Here is a 23,459-nt window from a genome sequence, read left to right on the forward strand (position 1 = left end):
TAAATCGATGCCGCTATGGCATATCGGAAAGACCACCTGCATTCAAAACAGAGGAGTAACCACTGGCTTGTAAAATTTGTTTGGCTCTTTCGCTCCTGGCACCAGATCGACAATAAACAATAATTTTTGCCCCTTTGTCTTTCAATCGATTGATTTGAGACGGAAGAACATCCACAGGAATATTCATCGCACCGGAATAATGACCTTCTGCAAATTCTGACTGGGTTCGCACATCAACAACAACTGCCCCATTTTGAATCCATTGTTTTACCATATCTTTTTCTCCTTTGGATTGGATGCGTTTTACAAAAACAAAGAGGAACCCAATGATGGCTCCGAAAATCAGGAAAGATTTCATACTTTCTCCTTTTTTTCCAATTTCTAGTTGCCGGAATTTTCGTCAAGAGAATCCCTATACTATAGGGGGTATGGTATTTACATCCATTCTAACCCTAAATTTTGGCGGTCCATTGCCTTTGGACCAAAAGGAGAGATGTTTCTAATATGATTACCAATCCCAAAGAAAATTTAGAAATTCGACCACTTTATGATTTAGAATCGGGAACCTGGACCTATCTAATCCTCGATCAAAAATCCAAACAATCCGTTCTTGTTGATCCAGTACTCGAACGTTTAGAAAGAGACTTAAACTATATCCAAGAACTTGGATATAAACTATCCCTCACTGTAGAAACACATATGCATGCAGATCATATCACTTCAGCAGGAAATTTGAGGGACAAAACCAATTGTGAATCTTATGCTTCCGAAAACTCAGGTGCTGTTTGTGCTTCTAAATTTTTGAAAGATGGAGATTCATTTCAGGTTGGGAATCTTAAGTTTGTAGTCATTCATACACCTGGTCATACTCCTTGTTCCATCTCTCTTCTGTTAAATGGTTTATATCTTTTTTCTGGGGATGCACTTTTCGTACGTGGATGCGGGCGGACAGACTTCCAAGGTGGAAGTGCGGACGAATTGTACAATTCTATCACAAAAAAACTATTTTCACTTCCGGATGAAACAATCGTCTTACCAGGACATGATTACAAAGGATTTCTTTCCACAACCATTGGAGAGGAAAAACGATTGAATCCAAGAATCGTTGGAAAATCACTCCAAGAGTTTAAAGAAATTATGGACAATTTGAACCTTCCGGAACCAAAAAAAATTCATGAAGCAGTGCCAGCCAATCGTGCCTGTGGGAAAGTATCATGAGTCTAGGAATTTTATTTTTATTGTTAGGCGTAGGTGCAGGAATTCTTGGTGGGCTTGTAGGGATTGGAGGTGGAATCCTCCTTGTCCCTGCCCTTGTTTATTTTTTTGAATTTAATCAAAAACTAGCCCAAGGAACCACACTGGCAGCAATGGTTCCCCCCATTGGAATTGTGGCAGCTTATATTTATTATACACGAGGAGAAACCAATCTCTTTGCTGCTGCTTTTATCAGTGCAGGATTTATTCTTGGAAGTATTTTTGGCGCAGGGATGGCATCCAAAATTGATACAACCACTCTATCCCGATTTTTTGGAATCTTTACCGTGATCGTTGGCCTTAAAATGATTTTTTTTCCGAAGTAAAAATGAAATAAATTTTTCCTTGCAGGAACATTGGTTTTCAGTTTCCATTCACTCGTGTTCGGTTTTTATCTCACATTCTTTTGGATTCTTATTTCCTTTTTTTCCGCCAACTTTTCTTGGCCGGCCGGACTCATTCCCCCGCTCCAATTCCTTTTTTGGTGGAACCTTGTTTTCTCTTCTTTTTGGTTACTTCTGATCTTTATAGTTGTTTTTGGGCTTTTAGGCTTTTTACTTCGCATTCCCGTTGTTGGAATTTTGTTACAGGGCATTCGAAATCAAATCACAGAAATTGGTTGGTATCATTTCCTCCTCAACCGAACTACTGTTTGGCTGCTAAGCCAGATACTCATTCTTTCCGGTTCCTTTGTGTTTGGATATGGTGGCCATACCGAAACCTGGATTTATACTGTTTCCCTTTCTGTGACCATTCTAGGTTACTTCATCAAACAAAATTTTTACAAACCAATGGCAAGTTTTTCCGGTTCAAAAGGTATCTTTGTTTATCGAAGTGGGGGAACCAATAGAGGGGTAAATCCCCATCACACTCCCTTTCCTGAAGAAAAAGACGTAACTCCTCCATAACTTTTTTCTTTTGATTCTCAAATGATTGGCAAACCAATCTAATAGGGTATGGAATCAGTTACAAAAAAGTTTCGAACCCTACCTCTTTCGATTTTGGCCTTTGTATTTGTATTTGCCTTACTACAATTCCAATGCCAACGTTTTTCTGAGAAAAAAATAGAGACAGAAAAACTTTCCTTACAGCCAAAGGAAGGCCAAAAAATGGCAGCCTTTGCGGAAGGTTGTTTTTGGTGTTCCGAACATATTTTTGAATCCATTCCTGGAGTTACAGAAGTTGTTTCGGGTTATGCTGGTGGACATACAAAAAACCCCAATTATGAATTAGTAAACACAGAAACGACAGGCCACGCTGAAACAGTCCTAGTGTATTACGATCCATCAAAAATTGATTTTGCAGAACTATGCAGAATTTTTTTTCTTTCACACGATCCCACTACTTTTCATAGGCAAGGACCAGATGAAGGATCTTCATACCGATCCATTTTATTCTACTCTTCCGAGTTGGAGTTAAAAATAGCAAAATCGATTCAAAAGGAAATAGAGAAAAAACAAATTTGGAAAAACCCAATTGTTACGGAATACCAAGAACTAAAAGATTTTTACCAAGCAGAATCATATCACCAAAACTTTATCAAAAACAATCCTAACCAATCTTATGTTCAGGCAGTTTCTATTCCAAGATACCAAGAGTTCCAATCCAGATACAATCTATACAGAAAATCACTGGATGAATCAAAATGATCTTATGGTTTTTAATAAGATAAAAACTGCTCTCTAATTTTTGTTCGGAAAGAATCAAATTCAGATTTAGATTGAAACTTACAAAGTTTTAGAATTTCAGCTGAAATCTCTGACGTTTTTGCTTCCTTTGCATTAATGGAAATCATCATATCACTCAAATAAATCGGGAATACAATATCCGCATAAACATCGTCTGCAAGGAGAGGACGATGGTGAAATTCCATAGCCTTTGTATAAAGAATTGGGAAATTCCATTTTTCACCGACCATTGCACCTAACTTTGAATGTGTGATACCTATGGCGGACTCTTCCATACTGATAGTAGATGCAATTTCTCTTGAATTGGAATAAGTTTTAATTTTTGACATATGTTGTTTGTCAAAAGATAAAAGCAAAATTTCACCAATGTCATGCAGAAGAGATGCTGCAATCAAATTACTAAGATCTGCTTTGTTCATACCCATTTTTTGACCAATGGCTTTACAATAAAAAGCAGATTCGTTCGATTTTTCCCAAATGGCAGTAAATGCAGGGAACTTATCCTCTAACATTTGTTTTGTTCCAAGACTATAAAGCAACGTTTGTAGTTCTTTTAGTCCAATGAGTTGGATGGCTCGATCTAAACTCTCAACTCTTCCTCCGCGTCGAAATGCAGCGGAATTCGAAAGTTTTAAAATATTGGCAGAGAGAGCGATGTCTTTTTTAATCATCTCCGCAATTGTGCCAATACTTGAGTTTGGTTTATCAATGGCATCTTGGATATCTTTAATCGCTTTTGGAAAAGTAGGAAGATTATCAATTTGCGAAACAATATTGTCTATTTTTTCCAACTGTTGGTTCTCTTTGGAAACCTTAGAAGGAATATCAATCATAAACACAGTTTTGTTTTCGCTGGATTCAAACTTAAAGGCAGAGTCACCCAATCCATCATTACGTAACATCATAAGTGTCATGATCAAACCAAGACCTGCACCCTCTTGTTCATTTGACATATCCATAAATGCATCTGCTAAATCGTTATAAGTTTTTGCCTTATCGATTCTTTCTTTGATTCGAGCAGATTCTGCGGGAGTGAGTTGTACATTATTCATGATGCGAATACGCATCAAACTCTTGTTATGGATAAAGGAAACAAAAACACCAAAATTATTTCTTTGAAGAGAGTCTTCTATGATTTCTCGATTTTCAAGATATGTTTTTTTGAATTCTACAATACCGGCTTCATATTCGTTTTGATCTTCGATATTACTAGCTCTGTTTTTAAAAAACACACGTTTTGCATTTGCCTTGATTGCGTTTGTCACTGTTTCTTTCATTGCAGCCAAAACAGAGTCTCTAACGATGATTAGATCAAGCTGTAACAAAAAACGATCCAATACTTGAAATAAAGTATTTTCTACTTCATCAGTAATTTGAAAAAATTTAAAATGAAATGGTGCATTTTCTAAAATGGGATGATTGATATCATCGATATTTGAATGAAGACCTAAGTCTTGTTTGTATTCTAATGTGACAGCCTTTGGACTTGCCATAATACCTCAAGTTAAGAAGGAGTATCAAAAGGGAATTCCCTAAGTCTATGTTGATAACAATACTCCAACTCCATTGAAAGGAAATATTTTGCTAGTGCAAGCGTTTAACAATAAAACAGCGAAAGGTTAAAATTCTTGCGGTAAGTACGAAAACAAAGATACATTTAATCCGTGATTTTACTACGTATGCGTACTAATTAATCAAATATTTTGATCTTAGGAAGACCCAAGTTATAACGAACAGCAACCACTCTGATTCCAACGACGACTGTTGCGGAGATTACTAAGTTCCAATTGGCATTTAGGTTCCATTCATTTAGAACAATATACAAAACAGATCCCACCAAACAAGCAGTAGCGTATATTTCTTTGCGAAAGATAAATGGGACTTCATTCATCAGTGTGTCTCGAATGACTCCTCCAAAAATTGCAGAGATCATTCCAAGAAGGGCGGAGGCAAAAAAATTAACGCCGTGATCTAGAGCAATTCTTGTTCCAAGGACTGTATAAATTCCTATCCCTAAAGTATCGAATAAAAACAATTCATCTCTTAATTTAGCCAGTATCCCTGGCAAAAGGATCACAAGTAAAAAACCTACAAAAATGGCCCAAAGGATATTCTCATCTCTTACCCATGAAACTGGATAATTCCCTAAAGTAATATCTCTCAAAGTTCCTCCACCAATGGCAGTGATGAATCCAGTAAAAAAAACACTGAATAGGTCATGGTGGTGATCTTTATGCTCCAAAGCAGCAAGCGCCCCAGATATAGTAAATACCATGATTCCAGAAAGTCCGATGTAATAAGAAAAACTAAATTCCAAAGTTTTTATCCTACTTTTAGTAAATTAGACGGAAATAAAATGACAATGTTTCTACCCTTTAGTTGTTGTATAGAATAGAGAAAATGATGTCGCCTGCCAAATTTTTTAGGATTGTGATCCTTGTTCCCTTTTTTTTATTCCAGGCTTGTATTCCCAGTTTGTCCAAGGGACTTATGCAATCAGTCAGCGATTTTTTGCAATTAAGAAGTTTAGTCAATACAGGACCTTATAAAATTTCTTTTACTGTTTCTGGTCTGCTTGGCTCAGGGCTAACAATCAATCTAAATTCAGGGGTCGAAACACTCATTGTCAATGCAGATGGCAATTATGAATTTACAAAAACTCTTACGACTGGTTCGAACTTCGACGTCTCCATTAAAACACAGCCAAGTCTTCCCACACAAGTTTGTTCCGTAAGTGGTGGAATGGGAGTGGTTGGTTTTGGAAATGTTACATCCATCGTGATCAATTGTGATCCTTTACGTTATACAATTGGTGGAACCATTACCGGTTTGGATGGAATCACTGGCCTCGTATTGACCAATTCGGTCGATGGTTCTACTCTCAGTGTTGCATTAGCTTCTGGAACCTTTGCTTTCACCCAAACATATTTAGATGGAACATCCTACAATGTTTCCGTAACAACTCAGCCAAACCATCCTGTACAAAACTGTGTGACTACAAACGGTACGGGAGTCTTAGCCGGAACGAATGTTACCAATATTTCAATTGCTTGTACTTCGATTGCCTTTCCTATTGAAGTCACCACTGTGGGATTAAGCTCAGGTACTTTGACAATCCGCAATAATAACTCGGAATTTATTACGATAAACACCAACGGGCTCCAACGATTCCCAACAAATATTGTCACAAACAACAGCTATAGCCTTCAAATTCTTTCAACACCGGTAGGTCACCAATGCACCCTTTCTTCAACAACAGGAGTTGTCACAGGAAACATACCTATCACTGCCAATTGTTTTAGTGTATTAAGTATTGGACCTTCGAATGGAGGAGTTCTCAAACCTCTAGAAAGTATAAGGTTGCAGTTTTCTGACGAAATCAACGCAGGTAGTTGTACAGCTTCAACTGGTACGTTGTTAAATACTAACAATAGTTTGCCAATTCAATATAGTGTTTCGACAACTAACCTAACAAACGATACTCTCACTGTTACCCCTGCTGCCACTGACTCTTGGATGAGTGGACATAGAACTCTGACTCTCAATTGTAATAGTGTTGGAGGTTACCAACTTTCCTCGGTAGTAAATATACTGTATCTAATTCCATCCAATCTTAGATATGTGGCTGATACCACAGGGAATGATGCAAATGATGGACTCACACCACTCACTCCCAAAAGAAATATCAAAGTGGCAATCGATAGTTTCGGAGGATGTCCTGCTGGTGATTGTGCTGTCCTTGTTGAAGGTGGATCCTACGATCCGGCTTTTGTGGGTGGAACCATCCAACTTGTCTCAGGAATTTCACTTTACGGCGGTTATGTGCCAGGATCTAATTTTGGAACTTGGGACCCAAATTCTCATTCCTCTGTGATACTGATGGATACAACTCCTGCAGGCTGTGCTGTTGCAACAGCAACTTCTCCTTGTGCTGCTATTACCGGAGATGCTACAATCACAAGTAACGTTACCATTTCTGGATTTAATATAGTGGGAGGACCCGACACAGCCCCTTATATGGCCGGTGTTTTTTTAGATTCCACTAACAATGTAAGATTGATTAATAACACCATTTCTGCTGGATATGGGATTAGCGGTACTTATGGAGTTTTTGCAAATAATAGTAATCCATACCTTATTTTAAACAATATTGACGGAGGTACATGTACGACGACTACAAGCTGTTTTGCCATTGGTTTGTCTATGGCTTCCACAACTCCCATTTCACCAATTGTTCTAATGAATACGATTTCAGGTGGAACTTCCACTATCAATTCAGCAAATTCAAAAGGTATCCAATTTTCTGGATCTTCCACAATCACTGTGTCAAATATCCGTGGGAATGAAATCAAAAGTAAAGATTTAGATACGAGCGTCGGTTCCACTTCAAATAGCATTGCATTTGAGGTAACTTCAGGATCAAGTGCTGGTTCCAATGGAACGTTAGCTGGGAATCGACTGAACGCAGGAAAAGGAAATTTTTCATTAGGAATGCGAATCCAGGTGGCTTCTGCGATTGAAATTGGTTCCCCTACGCAAGGCAATATCATCATCTCTGGTAACGGAGTGACAAACTCACATGGAATTTTTCTTTCTGCAGGTGGGCATGTGGTTCGAAGAAATTTAATTAATATCGGAAAAGCAGAAAATGCCACAGGAAATTCATTAGCTTCAGGGATTTATGTGACTGGAGGTGGAACATCGACAATAGAGAACAACACGATAGAAGGTGGAAACGCAATTTCATCGTCTTCAGCTTCATTATATGGAATTAAGCTCAATAGCCCAACGGCAACTTCTCGAATTGCGGGTAATCATATTCGGCTTGGAACTTCAACTGGCACGACCACTTCAACAACAACAGCGGGAATCAACCTAGATACTCCTTCCAACGTACTGATTGCCAATAATTGGATTCAGAATGGCCCAGCTCAAAGTAGTTATAATTCATTTGGGATTGAAGTGATAGCCTCTTTTTCTGGTCTAAGGATCTACCATAATTCAATTTCCGGTGGAGCCACTTCAGTTGCTGGTAAGGGAACACCCATATTTTTAAGAACACCAACAAACTCTACTGATATTCAAAATAATATTTTATTACTTAACAACAATATAAGTGGGAATGCCTGTATCATCAATTCGGGTCCTGGCGCACAGACTGCCATTAAATACAATGTATTTCATAACTGTGCGGAGATGGTAATCAATAACAGTCTCAGTTATAAGGAAATTTGTCCAGGAGGAATCCCAGATACAACAGTAGCATGTTCATCCCCTCTCGGAATTGTTGGAAACTTTGGAAATAATTTAAAGCTAGACCCTAAATTTGTTGACGACTTTGGACCAGTAGCCGTTTACACACCGACATCTGCGACATCTTGCCTGATCACAAAGTCACCAAACATTATATTAACTGATAGTTATAATGGGGCAGGAACACGGCCTGGTGGGGACGGAGCCGTGAGTCTTGGGGCAGTTGAATACGAATTTGCTTGTACGCCTTAATTAATTAAGGCAGAACGTAAATCCCTACACGATCATTGTAAAGACTGCCAATATACAACTGTCTTTTCTTTTCTAGGACACTTGTGACTTCTTTTAGGTGTTCGCCACCTGGATCTTGTAAGGTCATGAGTACCTTTCCATTTCCATCAATTTTCATTGCATATCCATAAGGTTCTGCCTTTGGCCAAAGAAATTTAGGAAGAAAGGAAATCATTCTTTTGACTACTGGGGATGGGTGCATATTGTCCATTCGATCGTTCCTTACCGTAAACAATGCCACCCAAAATTCTCCATTTTCATTTCTTGTGATATTGTCTGGAAAACCTGGTAAGTTTTCGATCACCGTTTCTTTAGTCCCTTTTTTGGGTCCCTTTAACCAAAGTTTTGTGATTTTATATCGATATGTTTCATTTACAAGAAGAAAGTCTTCTGTTTTTGACAAAGCAATTCCATTAGCAAAGTATAATTCGTCTGCCAGTAAAACAGTTTCTTTGGTTTTGGGATCATAAACAAAAACTCTTCCATAAGGTCTTGCTTCTAGAAGGTCATAAAGATATTCTTTTTGTTCATAGATGGATGCATCAGAAAAATAAATTTTCCCATCTTGTGCTATATCTAAATCATCAGTGAATTTAAAAGGTTTTCCTTTGTATTCCGAAACTAAAACTGTTATTTTTCCTGATTTATCTAAAGAAAGGAGGCCTCTATAAGCATCTGCGATGATGAGGTTCCCTTGTTTATCAAACTGAATCCCGAGAGGTCTCCCCTCTGTATAGGCGATTGGTTTTATTTCACCCTTCAGAGTGATCCGGATGATTCGACCATCTTTGTCCCCGCCATATATATTTCCATCGGCATCCACTTCCAAAGATTCCAATCCCTTTACCTTTCCAATGGCAAGAAGTATAGACTTTTGTAAGTCCGTATTCTGTGCATACATGCCGACCATCTCCGGTTTGATAGGAGGTTCATAAGCTACCGGAGCAAATGTTCTACAAGAAACAAAAAATAAGAGAACAAATAGATTTGTGAGAAAGTATTTCATTTTGGTTGTTTCTCCTTTGTGATCAATGCATCTTTTAAAGCCCAACGTTCATCAACCCAACGTTTCATTTTTTTGGACATTGGTGCAAACTGTTCGTTCTCTTCGACTGGTACAAGAGGAGCTGGGATCACTTCCACAAACACCTTTAGTTTTCGAATTTTACCACGCATCAAATCTAAAAAACTTGGATTTTCTGTAGGATAAACAATCGTTAAATCGATAAAAGCATCAAGCGAATTTCTTAACGCAGTGGAGACAACAGAAATCCCCCCACTATGCGGACGTAGTAAATTTTGGTAGGGATTTTTCTTTAATAATTTTTGAACTCTTTCAGGTGTTCTTCGGTGACCTTCCAGAAAATTCAAAATGGAAAAAGGCATACCGGCAAACTTCTCACAAACTTTTTTGACATTCTCCAAATCTTTGGTGGCAAGTTCTGGATTTTTTTTCAATTGTTCTCGGCTACTTCGTTTGACAAAAGGGAAATCCAAAGCAAGCCAAGCGTGCCCAAGTATGGGGACATACTTTAACGAATCTTTAATAAAAAATCGAATCAGCGGGATTTTACGGTTCAAAACTGATTGGATGATATAAATATCAGACCAAGATTGGTGGTTACAGATAATCATATACCTTCCGTCTTGTTTTAAGTTTTTATAACCTTCTCCGATTACTTCAAATTGTACTCCATATAACATTCTTGAAATTCGATAGTTATTTTCAATCCATGCCTCTCCGACTTTCAAAAGTAACCTGTCACCGAATCTCCTCCATGAGCCTGTTGTTACCAACTTCCAGATATATAGCGGATACATGGTAGGTATGATCGACATTAAATTCAAAAGAAACAAAATATAAGCAATGATTAATCCCAAAATAAACTCCTATTCAACACTTGGTTCCGATTCCTAGAATCGTTACATCATCCATCATGGCGGTAGTACCTCGAAACGAATGAAAATCATCCATTAACAAATTGATTGTATCTGTTAGATTTAAATCCAAACTCTTAGCGGATTCAAAACTGGAAAGCAATTTGGACTCTCCCAGGAGAATTCCCTCGGAGTTTTCCTGCTCCAAATACCCATCGGAAATCATAAACAAACGATCTCCTAACCCAAAAGACATAGAATGATTGGTATACTCGACATCTTTTTCCAAACCCAACATCACTCCCGATTCTGTAAGCGGAATGAATTGGTCTTTTGTGACGATATATGGTTCATTGTGACCGGCAGAAGAATAGGTTAAACTGTTTTCTTCTAAATTCAAATCAACAATGACGGCAGTAAATTGGTTGGATTTTTTACCATAACTCTCAATAAAAATTTGGTTTAAAGCATATAAAACATCTGCAGGCTTTGGTGCATTACGTTTGATATGATCATATTCCGCCTTGATCGCCATTGTTATGAGTGCGGCTTGAACTCCATGTCCAATGGCATCTGCTAAAAATAATCGTATTTTTGATTTTTCCAAACGAATGACGTCAAATATATCCCCACCCACTTCTGACATTGGCTCAAACGAAGATCCAAAGTCCAAATGTGCTACATACCGAAGCCCCAGTGGTAAAATATTTCTTTGGATGGTTTTCGCTGTTTCTAAATCTTCTTGGATGATTTTTAGAGTTTGGGTTAATTTTGCCGTCCGTTCCTTAACCATCTCCTCGAGAGTTTCATTCTGACGACGAAGTTCCTTATTCTTCTGAATCAAAACTTGATTTTCTCTTTGTTCAGCATTGCGAATTCTTGCCGTAAGTAATTTCAAAAGAGTCAGAGTAAGTTCAGGGCTTGTTTGTAACAATCGATGAAAATCTTCACGGGTCAACTCATAGAGGACCAAGTTTTCTTTTGCAGAAATATTCACAGTTCGAGGTGCAGAATCAATGAGAGCGATTTCACCAAAATAATCACCAGAGGAAAGATCACCAATCACAAGTATTTCTTGTTTACTCTCGTCTAAGTACTTCCAAACCTCAACTCTACCCGATTCAATAAAATAAAAAGATTCACCTAACGAGAATTGTTGGATGATAAGCGAACCTTCGGGAAATTGGACCTTTTTCATTTCCTTCTTTAGGAAACTTAAATCCGCCGTTGGTTTCTCCTCGATACCCATAAAATAACCTTAAACTTCTGGTTCTCGATTCACTAGATCTAAAGAAAATGCAGGCTTACAAACCGACCAATATTCAGCATCTTCAACGAAAGGATTCGAATACCGCACCCGAGACCCTTTTTCTATGAACAAAGATTCTCCCGCAGATAATACAATTATCTTCCCATCCACTTCTATTTGTTTTTTGCCTCGAACCATAATGGTCCACTCATCAAAGTTAGGTGACTGAAATGGTTCTCCCCATCCTGGTGGAGCAACCATATGGGCAATTGAAATTTCTGACACACCAGTGGAAGGAATACCAAAATGTTCTGCGATGGTTTTACCACCAGGGACAGGAATTTGTATTGGATTTGTTTGGTGTTGAAAACCCATAATTTAAAAACCCGGGAATTTAAAACTAAACTTATGTTTCAAAAGATCTTCTGTATAAGACCAAAGATTTCTTCTTGCGGCCACATCATAAGATGGTTCAGAACTTTTTTGAATTTCTTTTTTTACAAAGTACTTCCCCGAAACCCCGGAAACGGAAAGATCTGTGGAAAGAAAAATAGAAGTTTCTGCACCTTTCTCTTCCGAAATAGCAAAAACATTTTGGGCAAAGGTTAAAAGGAATTTTGCTAATCCATCATTGTTTTGACCAAATCGAGTTTTGACAAATCCAGGATGGAGACAATTCACAGTAATTTTTGTTTGGTTTAAACGTTCGGCGAGTTCATAGGTAAAATAAATATTCATTAGTTTGGATCTTTGGTATTGTTTCCAACCCGAATATTCTTTATCACCTAACAAATTATTAAAATCCAATGAAACTCCCATATGTGCACGGGAAGCCACATTGACAATCCGTGGTTCGTTGGATTTTTTTAAAGAAGGAAGTAGTCCCAAAGATAATATAAAATAATTCAAATGATTTAAAGCAAATGTAGACTCAATTCCTTCCTTTGTAAGAGTGTATTGGTCAAAATAGGCACCAGCATTGTTTAGTAAAACATCAATCTTCGGATGGTTTTTTCGAATGGTTTCCGATAACAAAAAAGTTTCTTTTGCAGATGATAAATCAGCAACATAAGAGTGAACCACTGCGCCTGTCACTTGTAATGAATATACGAGAGCCGCTAATTTATCTGCATTGCGACCCACTAAAATTAATTCTTCTTGATTTTTTGCAAATGTATGAGCACAAACTCTACCAATTCCATCTGTAGCACCGGTAACAACAATTGTCTTCTTCATGAAACGATCTCCTCTCTCATTTTTTTAGGAATTGTAAAAACGAATCTAGAGCCAGATACTCCATCGCTATCAGCATACATGGTCCCTCCGTTGACAGAAACAAATTCATGACAGAGTAAAAGTCCGATTCCATTCCCTGTCTCCCCTTGGGTCCCTGTTGACTTAATCACTTCCCCAACTTTAAATAGTTTGTCAACGATGGCTTTCGACATACCTACTCCAGAGTCAATGACTGAAACCTGCCAATCCTCCCCAATATCGGTTGCTTCAATGATCACTTTACCATTCTTATGACTGAACTTCAGGGCATTTGAAATTAAATTTCGAATGACAGTGATGATCATTCGATCATCGCAAAACACCATTGCATGAGAAGGAACATTCACCTCCAAAACAATACCTTTGTTTGATGCGCTAAGAGTAAAGAGTTCCAAACACTCCCGTACAATATTATCCAAACGATAGTAATGTGGTCTATATTCTTCCTGTCCCCGTTGCAACTTAGACCATTCCAAAAGGTTTTCCAATAAGGAAAAAACAGATTCCGTTGCATCTACCAAAGATTGTGTCATTCCTGCGAGTGCATCTTCTTTCTTTTTCATGTCCTCATTCAATACTTTGAGTAACATTTTAATCCCAGCAAGTGGGCCACGCAAATCATGTGAAATGATCGATAAAAAACGATCTTTGGTTCCATTGGCAACCAAGAGTTCACGGTTGACATTTACCATTTGTTTTTCTAAATTTCTTTGTTCGGTGATATCGCGAAAAACAAGAACCATCCCAATTTTTTTACGGTTCGCATCTCGGATCTGTTTTGCGGTCACTTCCCAATACTTTTCATCTTTTTCCCAAATCCATTTTGTAAGTGTTTTTTTATCTGACAAATGATCGAGTTTAGAAATAATTCCAGGAGCGGATGCAAAAAAATATTTATATGAAAGTAACGTAGAGTTTTTGGAAGAGATTCGAAACAAATGTTCTGCGGACATATTCCAATCAACAATGCGATTATTAAAATCGAGGATCACCACGGCTTCGTCTAACTCGTCGACGATTTCCCCCCGAACCAATGGAACAAGGTCAAACATTCGATAGTATCCGATGGCGAAAAAAATCAAAATTACCTGCATCGTACTCATCACTGCAGTAATATTGAGTCCGGGTAGAGGACGAAAACCTAACTTATGTAAAATGGCCGTAACCCAAATAAACAAGTAGGACACCAAAATCAACAAATACCTTCGTCTTTCAGTCGATTTAGAAACAAAAATACCTTTGATCAGTAGATAAGCTACAAATGCAGACCAAAAAAAAGAAAAGAAATAGGAAACGATGAATCCACCAACATTTGTTTCCTGGATCCACTGAATTCGACCGTTGATATTTACTAAATATGTATCGAGTGTTAAAGTTTTAAAAATGGGATCAAGAACACATACCGCAAGTGTAACCAGCGGTTGGATTGTTAACATAACCCAAAACTTTTTTGTCAGCAAATGCCTGTTCTGCGTAAACTCTAATGAAACAAGCACCATTCCTAAATTGGCAAGAGCAACACCAATGTACAAAAATGCAATAAAGGATCTATGAAGGGCAGGACTGATAAATACAAAATCAATTCCATAAAATCCGGTCCACATCATAGAACCGAAAACTAAAATTAAAAGGTATTTAACAAGATCTAGGCGGAAGGATTTGAGAACGAAAAGCCCCAATACAAGATTGAAGCCGAATGCTAGAAATAGAAGTAAACTATAAGGATGAAATTGCCACAAACTAAGTTTCTTCGCTGCTTAGCATTTCACAATTCCCATCAAATACAACCCCATCAGCAATTTGAAGTTTTGCCGTACGAATATTTCCTTGGACTTTGCCCGTAGATAACATTTCTAATCGTTGTGTTGCCGTTACGTTTCCAATAATGGTTCCACCAACAACAACCGTACCAGCCTTGATATTTGCTTTGACTCGTGCACCTTCGCTAATCACCAGATAACCATCGGAGATGATTTCGCCCGTGAAATCACCAGAAATCTGTAAAGGTTTTTTGAACGCCAAAGTTCCGTTAAACGCCGTTTCTTTTCCTAGAATAGTGGCAATGACTCCGTGTTCGGTGATGGTTGTTTGCATTTCTTTTTTTGACATAGTTCCTATTTTGTTTTCATGTTATAGACCCCGTCCCAATCTTCTGGTGGGGGATCTGCGATATAATCATCGCAACGTTCAATATATAGTTTCGAGGGGCCATCTCCAGGATGAATCGCGAGTCCTTTTTTGAACTCTTCTTTTGCTTCTGCGAACTTTCGCGATTTGTATAACGAAAGGGCTTGGTTGTAATGAACCAATACTGCTTTCATTTTATCACTAATGATCATTTGGGCTCCTTGTAGAAAACGACAACTGCCGTTGCGTAATGGTCAGCATGGCTGATGGATACGGAACTGCTAGTAAATCCTTTCTCACGGAAAAACTTCTCAGTTTTCCCATGGATGACTAGCGTTTTTTTACCAAAATTGGTGCCAGCAAGTTCAATCTCGCGCATATCGGCAACTTCGCCCGGGTTTAAGTTGAGAGCCTTAATCACGGCTTCCTTACAGGCAAATCGACCCGCCAAAAAGGGAACCGGGTCTTTGTGTTTGTGGCAATATTCGACTTCCTCGTCGGTAAAAACCCTCTTTAAAAAGCGATCTCCATGTTTTTCGAGAAGTTCACGAATTCTCTGGTTTTCAACGATGTCGTTTCCGACGGATAACATAAGATGATTTATTTTCGCCGAAGTTCCAAGAGTCGAGCAAATAAAATATTGTTTTCTTTGTGGTATGGTCGTCTGAGTTGCACCCGTTCGGAATAATCAAAAGCCGCCGAAAAATCTCCATTTTCAAATAGTGCCTCTGCAATATAAAAGAGGGTTAAACTATCCGAAGGATTTTTTTGCACGTATTGCACGGCAAATTCCAATGGGAACGCAGACATTCTATGTTCAGTATAAAGGTATATTTTTTGAACAGAAAGTGGTGCATCATGAATGGATTCAAAATGACTCGAAATCATTTTTTCCACTTCCTTCCATTTTTTCTGTTTATAAAGAGTGAGTGCTCGTAAATAAACAAAATGTTTTGGATGGTTAGTTGGAACTTGGATGGGTGAACCTTCCCCCGTATACTCGACACGAATTAAAGATAAATCATCAATCAATTCCCCATGGCTCTTGATCGCGTCGCGAATTGCCTCTAAATCACCTTGGCCTTCGAAAGTTGTTTTCAAAAACAATTCATCATCTTCGTTCACTTCCATTTCAGCTGCTGAACCAATCAAAATATCATCACGTCCATCCGAACCGATCAAAAGGACATCTCCTTTTTCTAATTGGAAGGTATTGATCTGGAGAGCCTTTTTGGAAGCCAAAAGACCTAACTTCGCACAAACATAGTTATGTGGCAAAAAGAAAGTTTTATCATTACGGTAAATCACGGGTCTTGGATGTTCAGCATTTAAAAAATAAAAGAAGCCAGTTTCATCATCAATCAAACAAAGAAACATAGAAATTAACATCGAACCATCAAATGTTACGAGTGTGTTATGTAATTCCATATAGGCATTACTCACCCATTTTTCAGGAGTGATGTCTCTGACTTCTTCCGATTGGCCATTTCTTTTGATGATTGCTTCAAACACCGAGCCAATGACAAGAGCTCCACTTGCTCCTTGCATCGATTTTCCCATGGCATCACCATTCAAAACAACAATGTACTTTTTGTTTTGAAGTTGGATGGATGAAGAAACACATAAGTCCCCGCCAATTTCGGAACTCCATTGTTTATAAGAAAACTTTTTCTTTTGTTCCGTAAGGAACTGAATTTTCATATTCGAGGAACTTGCAAGGTTCTGTGTTAGCGGCTCAATGAGTAAAGATGCTAAAAAATAATCCCCATCTTGTTGTTCTTTTAATCCTTGAACTTCCGTTAAAGCAAAATTTAATTCCTTGGTCCGCTCATCTACTTTCTGTTCCAAATTGGTGTAAAGAAGTGAATTCTCAATAGAAACAGCAATTTGCGAAGATAATATTTTTAAAATTTCGACCCTACCTGGAGTAAATGCATCAGTTGTGAGATTGTTTTCCAAATAAACAATACCAACAACTGTTCCATGGCTAAGTATCGGATAACAAAGCAAAGATTTTGGTAAGGTAGACTTAACATAAGGATCATTTTTAAAATCACCTTCCCTAGCAGCATCACCACAAATAACAACAAGTCCCGTTCTCACCACATAACCAATAATCTGCGAAGGAATTTTGTTCTGGTTTACATAGGCAACTGGTTCAAGAAAATCAATTGCAAATGGGGTTTCTGAATAAACAGAAACAGATTCTTTCTCTACTTCTGACTCTGCTAAAACTTGCCAACCTGAATCCGATTTAAGGATAAAGTATCCTCTCTCTGCTCCTGCATTCTCAATCAGGATTTTCATCATCTTTTCTAACAGACGATTGAGTTGGATCTCTCCTGAAATGGTTTGAGAGGCCTTGATTACCGTATTGATATCTAAAGATGAACCAACATCCCCAAAAATATCCTTTGTCGTACTAAATAAAGCAAGACTATCAGTAGAGTCGGTTCTAAAGTTTCTGCCAATATATTTTTTCAGAGAAATATGGCTCATCTCTAGTTGTTTTACCTTAGATAAAAAACCATATTTCCCGTAACGATAATGCGCTTCCACCAAATGCAAGTTACTGTATTGTTCAAACCCAGTTTCTTTCCACATACGAACCAAAAATTCGTTTGCTATGGCTTCCTCTAAGATATAACTAAACTCACGGGCGGAAGAAATTGCCGCCTTACAAGCGATCACTGCTTGAGTTTTCTGATTCGCCAAATATAACAATAAAGCAGAAATGATTTCGTTTTTATGACCAAAATTATCCGGAGAACTTTTCGCCCAAACTTTCATTCGTTTTCCAAAGGATACCAAACGTTTTTTGAGGTTTGCCTTTGTAGTTCCTGCGGGAATGGCATTATCCACAATGAGAGAAAACGTAACGAGAGCACCTAGAAATACATGCTCAGGAACAAACATCATCCCAAACATTGCCCCTTCCAAACCATCTAGTTTTAAAGAATACTCGTACGCTTTTACTTTATCACCAAGAAAGTATTCAATTCTTAACTTACAAAGATAATAATCAAATAATGCATTTGCATTCCCTGTGGCCAACCATTCAGAGACAGTTTCTGATTCTGAAAAATATCGACCTTCCAAACTCATTGGATCAGGAGACTCACCTCTCATGTTTTCAACTAACTGAAGATTGAGTCTGTGCACTTGGTATGCATGATTTTGACGTAAACTTAATAAAGAAGCATCATACCGAAGTTGGCTTTTATAAAGATCCTCTAAGTTTTCGCGAAACAACAAACCTTGGAAATGAATATTATTGAGTGAATATGAAGAGTATTGCAAATCACCAGTTTCCATCCCAGCAAGGAAACTATCCCAAAATATAGAACGACCGTCTCTTGCATGATTTTTCCAAGGAGAAATCATACATGCGAACATAAATAATGTTCGGCATTGAAATGGTTTTGCATCTAAGGTTTCAAGCAAACGAACACCTAACTGACCAAATTTGAAACCATCACCATAATTCCCTAATCCAGAACCTTGAATCACACCCATCGCACAAAACCCAAAGGCACTAATCTCACATAAACCAAACCGTAAGGTATGATTGACCAACTTCAAAACGATGACAGGAAATAAATCTGGTTCTGCAAGGAATGAAGGAGCGATACATGCATTCAGAAGTCGCATGATGGCAAGATATTTAGGATCGTTTGTTACCGGAAGATGTTCTAAACTTTCAATCGATCGATTGCCAAGTTTAAATTTAAACTTGATTAACTCTGGGAGTGGAGAAAGTGAATTTGCTTTTTTGGGCAATCGAACTCCCACAAGTTTCAAAGCCTGTTTCAAAGTTTCCAAAACCTCTTTCATCTTGTTCTGTGTGACAAGCATAGAGGATTGAAGTTCGTAGACTAAAATTTTATCTAAGTCGTTCCGAACAAAGCTAAGTATATAATTAAAACTTTTTTCAGCTGCTTCAAAATTTTTAGAAAGGTACGCTGATCTAGCATAAGCCAAATGAAGTTTCAAAGAGTTTTCATAATCACTTTTCCACTCCTCGTCCTTCATAAGCCCAACCATTCGGTCAAAGAAAGTGAAAGCCGCATCATAAGCAGAAGAATTTAAGGCTTTGAATCCTGCTTTTTCATTTAGGATCCTGAGTTCGGCTAATTCTTCGCTTCCTTTCATTTGCGAAGCACCTAAATTCAATTGGTTTACAATGGTAAATAAATGGTCTTCAAGTTTGTATTTATAAAGAATTGAAAGATAAGTTTTACCGATCTTATAATGTAGTTTTGCTTTTTCTTCTGGTGAAATGATCTTATAGATAGCTTCTCTGATTTTATCATGAGTAAAATTTGCATCCTCCATACCGAGGATCAAAAACTCTTCATTGGCAAGTGTTACCAAATCCATTGATGCTTTATGAAATGGCCTATCCGCTATCGTTGCATAAATATCATGGCGAAACCAGTTTCCTATACACGCAGTTAATTTAAGTGCATCGATTAGTTCTTCTGATTGGAGATTTATTTTATCAATGATAAGATCAATTACGTTGTCAGAAATATTTACAGAATCAATTTTGTCTTTGTCCCAAGACCAATGATCATCTTCAAAGTAAATGTAAGATCTTTCATATAAGTTCTTAAACATCTCGTTGACATGAAATGGATTTCCCTTCGTTTTTTTCCAAAGGACTTCTGCGATAGGACGAATTTCCGATTCTGGAACCATTAATGTTTCCGAAACCAATAGTGCCACATCGCGCTCTCTCAATGGTTCTAACCGAATTTCTGTAATCGCAATTTGGATCTCACGAAGTTCTTCAAGGAGCCTAAAAAATGGATCCGTTGGAAGCACTTCATTATCACGGTATGAAAGAATAATAAAAAAATATGAAATTTCAGGATCAGTCAGGACTTCTTTTAAGAGTAAGATACTTGAAGAATCGGCCCATTGCATATCGTCCAAAAACAAGACCACAGGATGTTCTTTTGTACAAATAGTTCTAAGAAATTTTCGAAATACCAAATGAAATCGGTTTTCGGTCTCTAAACTATCCAATTCGGGCGGTGATGGCTTGTCACCTAACAACTGCGACAATTCAGGAACCACGTCAATGATCAATTTTGCATTAGCACCTAGTGCATCAGATAAATTCTTTTTCCATTCTTTGACCGCTGATTCGTTTTCGGATAATAACTGTCGAACAAGTCCTTGTAAGGCTAAATTGATGGCGCGGTAAGGAATCGATTTTTTGTATAAGTCAAATTTACCTGAAGTGAAATATGCCTTTTCCCTTGTGACTGGTTTTTGGATTTCGTTGATAAGGGCCGACTTCCCAATTCCTGATCGACCCGAAATTAAAAAGGTTTCGATTTTGCCTTCTTTTGCATCGAGAAATTTTTCTTCAAAAACATGAAGTTGGGTTTCTCTCCCGTATAATTTTTTGGGAATTTGGAATCGAGAGGATTTATCATTCTTTGCAAGTTCCATTTGGAACTGATTTAAAGATTCTCTTCCATTTTCCAAAAGAACGGATTGGATCGCAGAGAGGTCAGATAATAAACCCGTTGCTGTTTGGTATCGATCTTCTGGATTTTTCTCCAGAAGTTTCATAATTAAATCAGAAACAATTTTTGGTGCTCCACTTCTTTCCTTTGGAGAAAGCGGAGTTTTTGCCAAGTGTGCATGCACCATTTCCAAACTATCAGTGTATAAAAATGGGAGGTCCCCTGTGATTAACTGATATAAGGTGACACCGAAGGAATAAAAATCTGTTCTATAATCAACTGTACGGTTCATCCGACCAGTTTGTTCGGGTGAAATATGCGCCAGTGTTCCGGTTAAATTTTGATTCATCGGAAGATAAAAACTACGATGAGTCAAAAGTGTCGCAGAACCAAAATCGATAATCTTTAAAGCTCCAGTGTCTGGATTATAAATGATGTTTTGAGCTTTAATATCGTTATGAACAATTTTTGCCTTATGGATATCAACAAGTGCCTTACATACTTCAATAGAGATATTTAGGAAAGTTGCAATATTGCTATACTTTCCACTTAACTGTAATTTTGCGAGGTCTGTAAAACCTACATTTGGAAATACAATGGCTACCGTATTTTGATATGTTTCTAAATCTAGTGGTCTTAAAGTATAAGGTGAATCGACAGAACGTAGAATTTCAAATTCGTTTTTAAAACGTGTGATTTCGTGGTTATCTGGATAATCGCGATTCAATAGTTTGATCACGACAGGTTCTCCAGACGAAGATTCTCCCGAATATACGGAACTTCTTTTTCCTAAGTGAAGTTCCCTTAACGCTTTATATTTTCCTACAGTGAACACAAAAAATCCTATCTTGCTGTTTTACCGCCGTCTACCGGTATCACTGCTCCAGTGATAAAAGCAGCTCCATCTGTAGACAACCATACGCAAGTTTTTGCAACTTCTTCTGGAGTTGCCATTCGACCCAATGCATAAGATTTCATTCTTTCTTTTTTTACTTCTTCAGGGTTCGGAACATTGGCATAAAATACATCATCCATTTCTGTTTGGATCCCGCCTGGACAAAGTGCCACCACTCGAATTCCGGCAGAACCATATTCCAGAGCTGCCGATTTAGTCAGTCCAATGATTCCGTGTTTTGTCATTGAATAAGGACCAGCTTTTTCTTTGCCTCTGACACCGAGGGCAGAAGAGACATTGATAATGACCCCACCTTTTCCTTGAGTCAAAAGTTGTTTTAACTCGAATTGCATTGAGAGAAAAGTTCCTTTCAAATTGACATCCATTACTGAGTCAAAAATATCCAATGGATAATCAGCAGTTGCTTTTAAAACACCAGAAATCCCTGCGTTATTCACGGCAACATCAACAGAACCATACTTAGTTACAATTGATTCAACAAAATTACGAACTGCTTCCGATTGTGTGACATCACAACGGACAAACATCCCCGTGCCACCTTGTTTTTCAAGAAGGGCAAGCGTCTCTTCACCTTCTTGTTTTCTTCTTCCGCAAAATCCAACCACATAACCAGCGTTTGCAAATTCTAAAACAATTGCTCTCCCAAGACCAGAAGTGCCGCCAGTCACTAGTGCTACTTTTTTTCCACTCATTGGATTTCCCTTTCTTCGATCAAACGTCCATAACGATTGATTGCTTCCTTTACATTTGCCTGATCCAATTCAGAAATCGATTCAAAACGAAATCCAGCAAAAAAGGTGTCTTCATTATTATCGTCTTCTTTCACCCATAATAAAATACAAGTTCCATGAACGAAACCTACAATATCAAAATGCATAAAAAACTCTAGTTGCTCGCTATTGGCCAAATCACCCGGATGAATCCCTGAGCACCGCACCATAAACCCAGAACTAGAGATATTTTCGATGGTGGAGACGATATTTCTCCCATTTTCCCTAACCGAAATATTGTTTTTGAACTGATCCAAAATGCGAAATCTCGGGTCGATTTCATAAACTTCTTCCTGCGTGCTTTTTAGGCGTTTGTATACTTTTAAAGGCAAAATACTTGCTGCCATTTCAATCCGAGTGATTTCCTGATTTTCCTGATACGCAGTGATTTCTAATTTCGAGTAATTCCAATACCCAACCTTACTATTTTTAGTCTCCAATGCTTTGGCTCTCAATTTGATGGGCATGTTCATCTTGGCGTACTGAAAAAACTCTGAATTTAAGTATAACAATAAGAAGGTGACTCCTTCAAAAGGGACCTTCCCGTACATATGGTTACAAGCAATTCCAAACTGCCTCGCAGCTTCCACAATCTGCATACCTGAAATATGTTTCAAATTGGGAGGTGAAAAAAACTTGTGAGTTGGCGGGATATAAAGATTCGCAAAAAATGTATCTTTTTTAGGAATCTCTTCAATTGGCTCGAAGATTGCAGATATCTTTGACTTCTCTACGTTCCCAACGTAATAATCCCTCCGTTTAATGATCTGCAAAATTTTAATTTCATCTGCTTCCGTAACTTTATCGTTTAAAACATATTGCTGCAGATTTGTATCAAAATGATAGAATGTGCTAATGAAATCTCTTTGAGTTTCATCCACTTCAGCTTCTGCTAAAATTCTTTCTGCAGATTCTTTACGAATGCGATACGGAATTGTTTTGAGTTGATAATAATTTCCGCTCGTATCTTGTCTTTTTGCATAATATTGTAGCAAAAAATCAATTTCCTCATGGGATATTTTGGGAAAGATATGTTCCTCCATGACCACAGTTGTGATCATTCTTGGAAGTGCGCGACGAATGTTAGAAACAAAACTATCGTCTTGGTAATATGTTCTTGTATATCGTTTGTCGAGAGGTAAAACTGCGGGGAGTTCTTCTTTTTCAAAAACCTTCATTTGTATCTACCGGAAATCTACTCTAGGATTAGTCCGTAGATTCCGATGGGATACAATTCAGCGCAACTAAATTAACAAGCTATTGACAAATTTATGTCAG

At 37.9% G+C, this 23,459-nt stretch carries 20 protein-coding genes; 5 read left to right on the plus strand and 15 right to left on the minus strand.

Annotated features, from left to right (window positions below):
- Positions 1–13: 13 nt before the first annotated feature.
- Positions 14–358, minus strand: coding sequence for a rhodanese-like domain-containing protein (locus EHQ47_RS12530; protein ID WP_135777285.1), 345 nt, complete (start codon positions 356–358; stop codon positions 14–16).
- A 146-nt stretch (positions 359–504) separates the two neighbouring features.
- On the opposite strand from EHQ47_RS12530, the gene EHQ47_RS12535 reads away from it, so the two are divergent.
- From EHQ47_RS12535 to msrA, 4 genes are read left to right on the plus strand one after another with little or no spacing between them, the layout of a single operon-like run.
- Positions 505–1,218, plus strand: a complete 714-nt coding sequence (locus EHQ47_RS12535; RefSeq protein WP_135777286.1) for an MBL fold metallo-hydrolase — start codon at positions 505–507, stop codon at positions 1,216–1,218.
- Positions 1,215–1,580: a TSUP family transporter gene (locus EHQ47_RS12540; RefSeq protein WP_135746744.1), complete on the plus strand. Its 366-nt coding sequence runs from the start codon at positions 1,215–1,217 to the stop codon at positions 1,578–1,580. Before EHQ47_RS12535 ends, EHQ47_RS12540 begins: the two co-directional genes overlap by 4 nt.
- Positions 1,581–1,634: 54 nt before the next feature.
- The gene (locus EHQ47_RS12545; protein WP_135746753.1) at positions 1,635–2,162 is read left to right on the plus strand and encodes a hypothetical protein; all 528 of its coding nucleotides are present in this window, start codon (positions 1,635–1,637) and stop codon (positions 2,160–2,162) included.
- Between the two features lie 48 nt (positions 2,163–2,210).
- Positions 2,211–2,903 carry a peptide-methionine (S)-S-oxide reductase MsrA gene (gene msrA / locus EHQ47_RS12550; RefSeq protein ID WP_135777287.1) on the plus strand — a complete coding sequence of 231 codons (693 nt, stop codon included), beginning with the start codon at positions 2,211–2,213 and terminating at the stop codon, positions 2,901–2,903.
- 11 nt (positions 2,904–2,914) lie between these two features.
- Here msrA and EHQ47_RS12555 read toward each other — a convergent pair whose 3' ends face one another.
- Both EHQ47_RS12555 and EHQ47_RS12560 read right to left on the minus strand, forming a co-directional pair.
- Complete coding sequence (locus tag EHQ47_RS12555; protein ID WP_135746742.1) at positions 2,915–4,435, minus strand: HDOD domain-containing protein; 1,521 nt, start codon at positions 4,433–4,435, stop codon at positions 2,915–2,917.
- Between the two features lie 197 nt (positions 4,436–4,632).
- A complete protein-coding gene (locus tag EHQ47_RS12560) occupies positions 4,633–5,259 on the minus strand; it encodes a trimeric intracellular cation channel family protein (protein WP_135694082.1) in 627 nt (208 codons plus the stop codon).
- An 86-nt stretch (positions 5,260–5,345) separates the two neighbouring features.
- On the opposite strand from EHQ47_RS12560, the gene EHQ47_RS12565 reads away from it, so the two are divergent.
- Positions 5,346–8,447, plus strand: coding sequence for a right-handed parallel beta-helix repeat-containing protein (locus tag EHQ47_RS12565; protein WP_135746741.1), 3,102 nt, complete (start codon positions 5,346–5,348; stop codon positions 8,445–8,447).
- 4 nt (positions 8,448–8,451) lie between these two features.
- Here the strand turns inward: EHQ47_RS12565 and EHQ47_RS12570 are convergent, their stop codons facing one another.
- The 12 genes from EHQ47_RS12570 to EHQ47_RS12625 are packed head-to-tail and all read right to left on the minus strand — an operon-like array spanning position 8,452 to position 23,359.
- On the minus strand, positions 8,452–9,492 hold the full coding sequence (locus tag EHQ47_RS12570) for an SMP-30/gluconolactonase/LRE family protein (protein ID WP_135746740.1): 1,041 nt from the start codon (positions 9,490–9,492) through the stop codon (positions 8,452–8,454).
- Positions 9,489–10,367: an acetyltransferase gene (locus EHQ47_RS12575; protein ID WP_135746739.1), complete on the minus strand. Its 879-nt coding sequence runs from the start codon at positions 10,365–10,367 to the stop codon at positions 9,489–9,491. Before EHQ47_RS12575 ends, EHQ47_RS12570 begins: the two co-directional genes overlap by 4 nt.
- Positions 10,368–10,380: 13 nt before the next feature.
- On the minus strand, positions 10,381–11,613 hold the full coding sequence (locus EHQ47_RS12580) for a PP2C family protein-serine/threonine phosphatase (protein ID WP_135746738.1): 1,233 nt from the start codon (positions 11,611–11,613) through the stop codon (positions 10,381–10,383).
- Positions 11,614–11,622: 9 nt separating this feature from the next.
- Positions 11,623–11,988 carry a cupin domain-containing protein gene (locus EHQ47_RS12585; RefSeq protein WP_135746737.1) on the minus strand — a complete coding sequence of 122 codons (366 nt, stop codon included), beginning with the start codon at positions 11,986–11,988 and terminating at the stop codon, positions 11,623–11,625.
- 3 nt (positions 11,989–11,991) lie between these two features.
- Positions 11,992–12,849 carry an SDR family oxidoreductase gene (locus EHQ47_RS12590; RefSeq protein WP_135777288.1) on the minus strand — a complete coding sequence of 286 codons (858 nt, stop codon included), beginning with the start codon at positions 12,847–12,849 and terminating at the stop codon, positions 11,992–11,994.
- Positions 12,846–14,627: a sensor histidine kinase gene (locus EHQ47_RS12595; protein WP_135746735.1), complete on the minus strand. Its 1,782-nt coding sequence runs from the start codon at positions 14,625–14,627 to the stop codon at positions 12,846–12,848. The genes EHQ47_RS12590 and EHQ47_RS12595 overlap by 4 nt, the downstream gene beginning before the upstream one ends.
- Before the next feature lies 1 nt (position 14,628).
- Entirely contained in the window at positions 14,629–14,997 is a 369-nt protein-coding gene (locus EHQ47_RS12600; protein ID WP_135694075.1) for a bactofilin family protein, read from the minus strand.
- Positions 14,998–15,002: 5 nt separating this feature from the next.
- Positions 15,003–15,224: a tetratricopeptide repeat protein gene (locus EHQ47_RS12605; protein WP_208727445.1), complete on the minus strand. Its 222-nt coding sequence runs from the start codon at positions 15,222–15,224 to the stop codon at positions 15,003–15,005.
- Positions 15,224–15,607 (minus strand): holo-ACP synthase, encoded by a 384-nt coding sequence (gene acpS / locus EHQ47_RS12610; protein WP_135694074.1) that lies wholly within the window; start codon positions 15,605–15,607, stop codon positions 15,224–15,226. Before acpS ends, EHQ47_RS12605 begins: the two co-directional genes overlap by 1 nt.
- 8 nt (positions 15,608–15,615) lie before the next feature.
- Entirely contained in the window at positions 15,616–21,330 is a 5,715-nt protein-coding gene (locus tag EHQ47_RS12615; RefSeq protein WP_135777289.1) for a protein kinase domain-containing protein, read from the minus strand.
- Between the two features lie 8 nt (positions 21,331–21,338).
- Positions 21,339–22,103 carry an SDR family NAD(P)-dependent oxidoreductase gene (locus EHQ47_RS12620; RefSeq protein WP_135777290.1) on the minus strand — a complete coding sequence of 255 codons (765 nt, stop codon included), beginning with the start codon at positions 22,101–22,103 and terminating at the stop codon, positions 21,339–21,341.
- The gene (locus EHQ47_RS12625) at positions 22,100–23,359 is read right to left on the minus strand and encodes an AfsA-related hotdog domain-containing protein (RefSeq protein ID WP_135777291.1); all 1,260 of its coding nucleotides are present in this window, start codon (positions 23,357–23,359) and stop codon (positions 22,100–22,102) included. Before EHQ47_RS12625 ends, EHQ47_RS12620 begins: the two co-directional genes overlap by 4 nt.
- Between the last annotated feature and the right edge of the window lie 100 nt (positions 23,360–23,459).

The sequence above is a fragment of the Leptospira bourretii genome, assembly GCF_004770145.1.
Classification (GTDB): Bacteria; Spirochaetota; Leptospiria; order Leptospirales; family Leptospiraceae; genus Leptospira_A; species Leptospira_A bourretii.

Bases quoted from the DNA above. Each gene is read 5' to 3' on its own strand.
- EHQ47_RS12565 (WP_135746741.1), top strand. From the start codon at position 5,346: ATGTCGCCTGCCAAATTTTTTAGGATTGTGATCCTTGTTCCCTTTTTT.
- EHQ47_RS12585 (WP_135746737.1), bottom strand. From the start codon at position 11,988: ATGGGTTTTCAACACCAAACAAATCCAATACAAATTCCTGTCCCTGGT.
- EHQ47_RS12625 (WP_135777291.1), bottom strand. From the start codon at position 23,359: ATGAAGGTTTTTGAAAAAGAAGAACTCCCCGCAGTTTTACCTCTCGAC.
- EHQ47_RS12535 (WP_135777286.1), top strand. From the start codon at position 505: ATGATTACCAATCCCAAAGAAAATTTAGAAATTCGACCACTTTATGAT.
- EHQ47_RS12570 (WP_135746740.1), bottom strand. From the start codon at position 9,492: ATGAAATACTTTCTCACAAATCTATTTGTTCTCTTATTTTTTGTTTCT.
- EHQ47_RS12620 (WP_135777290.1), bottom strand. From the start codon at position 22,103: ATGAGTGGAAAAAAAGTAGCACTAGTGACTGGCGGCACTTCTGGTCTT.
- acpS (WP_135694074.1), bottom strand. From the start codon at position 15,607: ATGTTATCCGTCGGAAACGACATCGTTGAAAACCAGAGAATTCGTGAA.
- EHQ47_RS12530 (WP_135777285.1), bottom strand. From the start codon at position 358: ATGAAATCTTTCCTGATTTTCGGAGCCATCATTGGGTTCCTCTTTGTT.
- EHQ47_RS12600 (WP_135694075.1), bottom strand. From the start codon at position 14,997: ATGTCAAAAAAAGAAATGCAAACAACCATCACCGAACACGGAGTCATT.
- EHQ47_RS12590 (WP_135777288.1), bottom strand. From the start codon at position 12,849: ATGAAGAAGACAATTGTTGTTACCGGTGCTACAGATGGAATTGGTAGA.
- EHQ47_RS12555 (WP_135746742.1), bottom strand. From the start codon at position 4,435: ATGGCAAGTCCAAAGGCTGTCACATTAGAATACAAACAAGACTTAGGT.
- msrA (WP_135777287.1), top strand. From the start codon at position 2,211: ATGGAATCAGTTACAAAAAAGTTTCGAACCCTACCTCTTTCGATTTTG.
- EHQ47_RS12540 (WP_135746744.1), top strand. From the start codon at position 1,215: ATGAGTCTAGGAATTTTATTTTTATTGTTAGGCGTAGGTGCAGGAATT.
- EHQ47_RS12580 (WP_135746738.1), bottom strand. From the start codon at position 11,613: ATGGGTATCGAGGAGAAACCAACGGCGGATTTAAGTTTCCTAAAGAAG.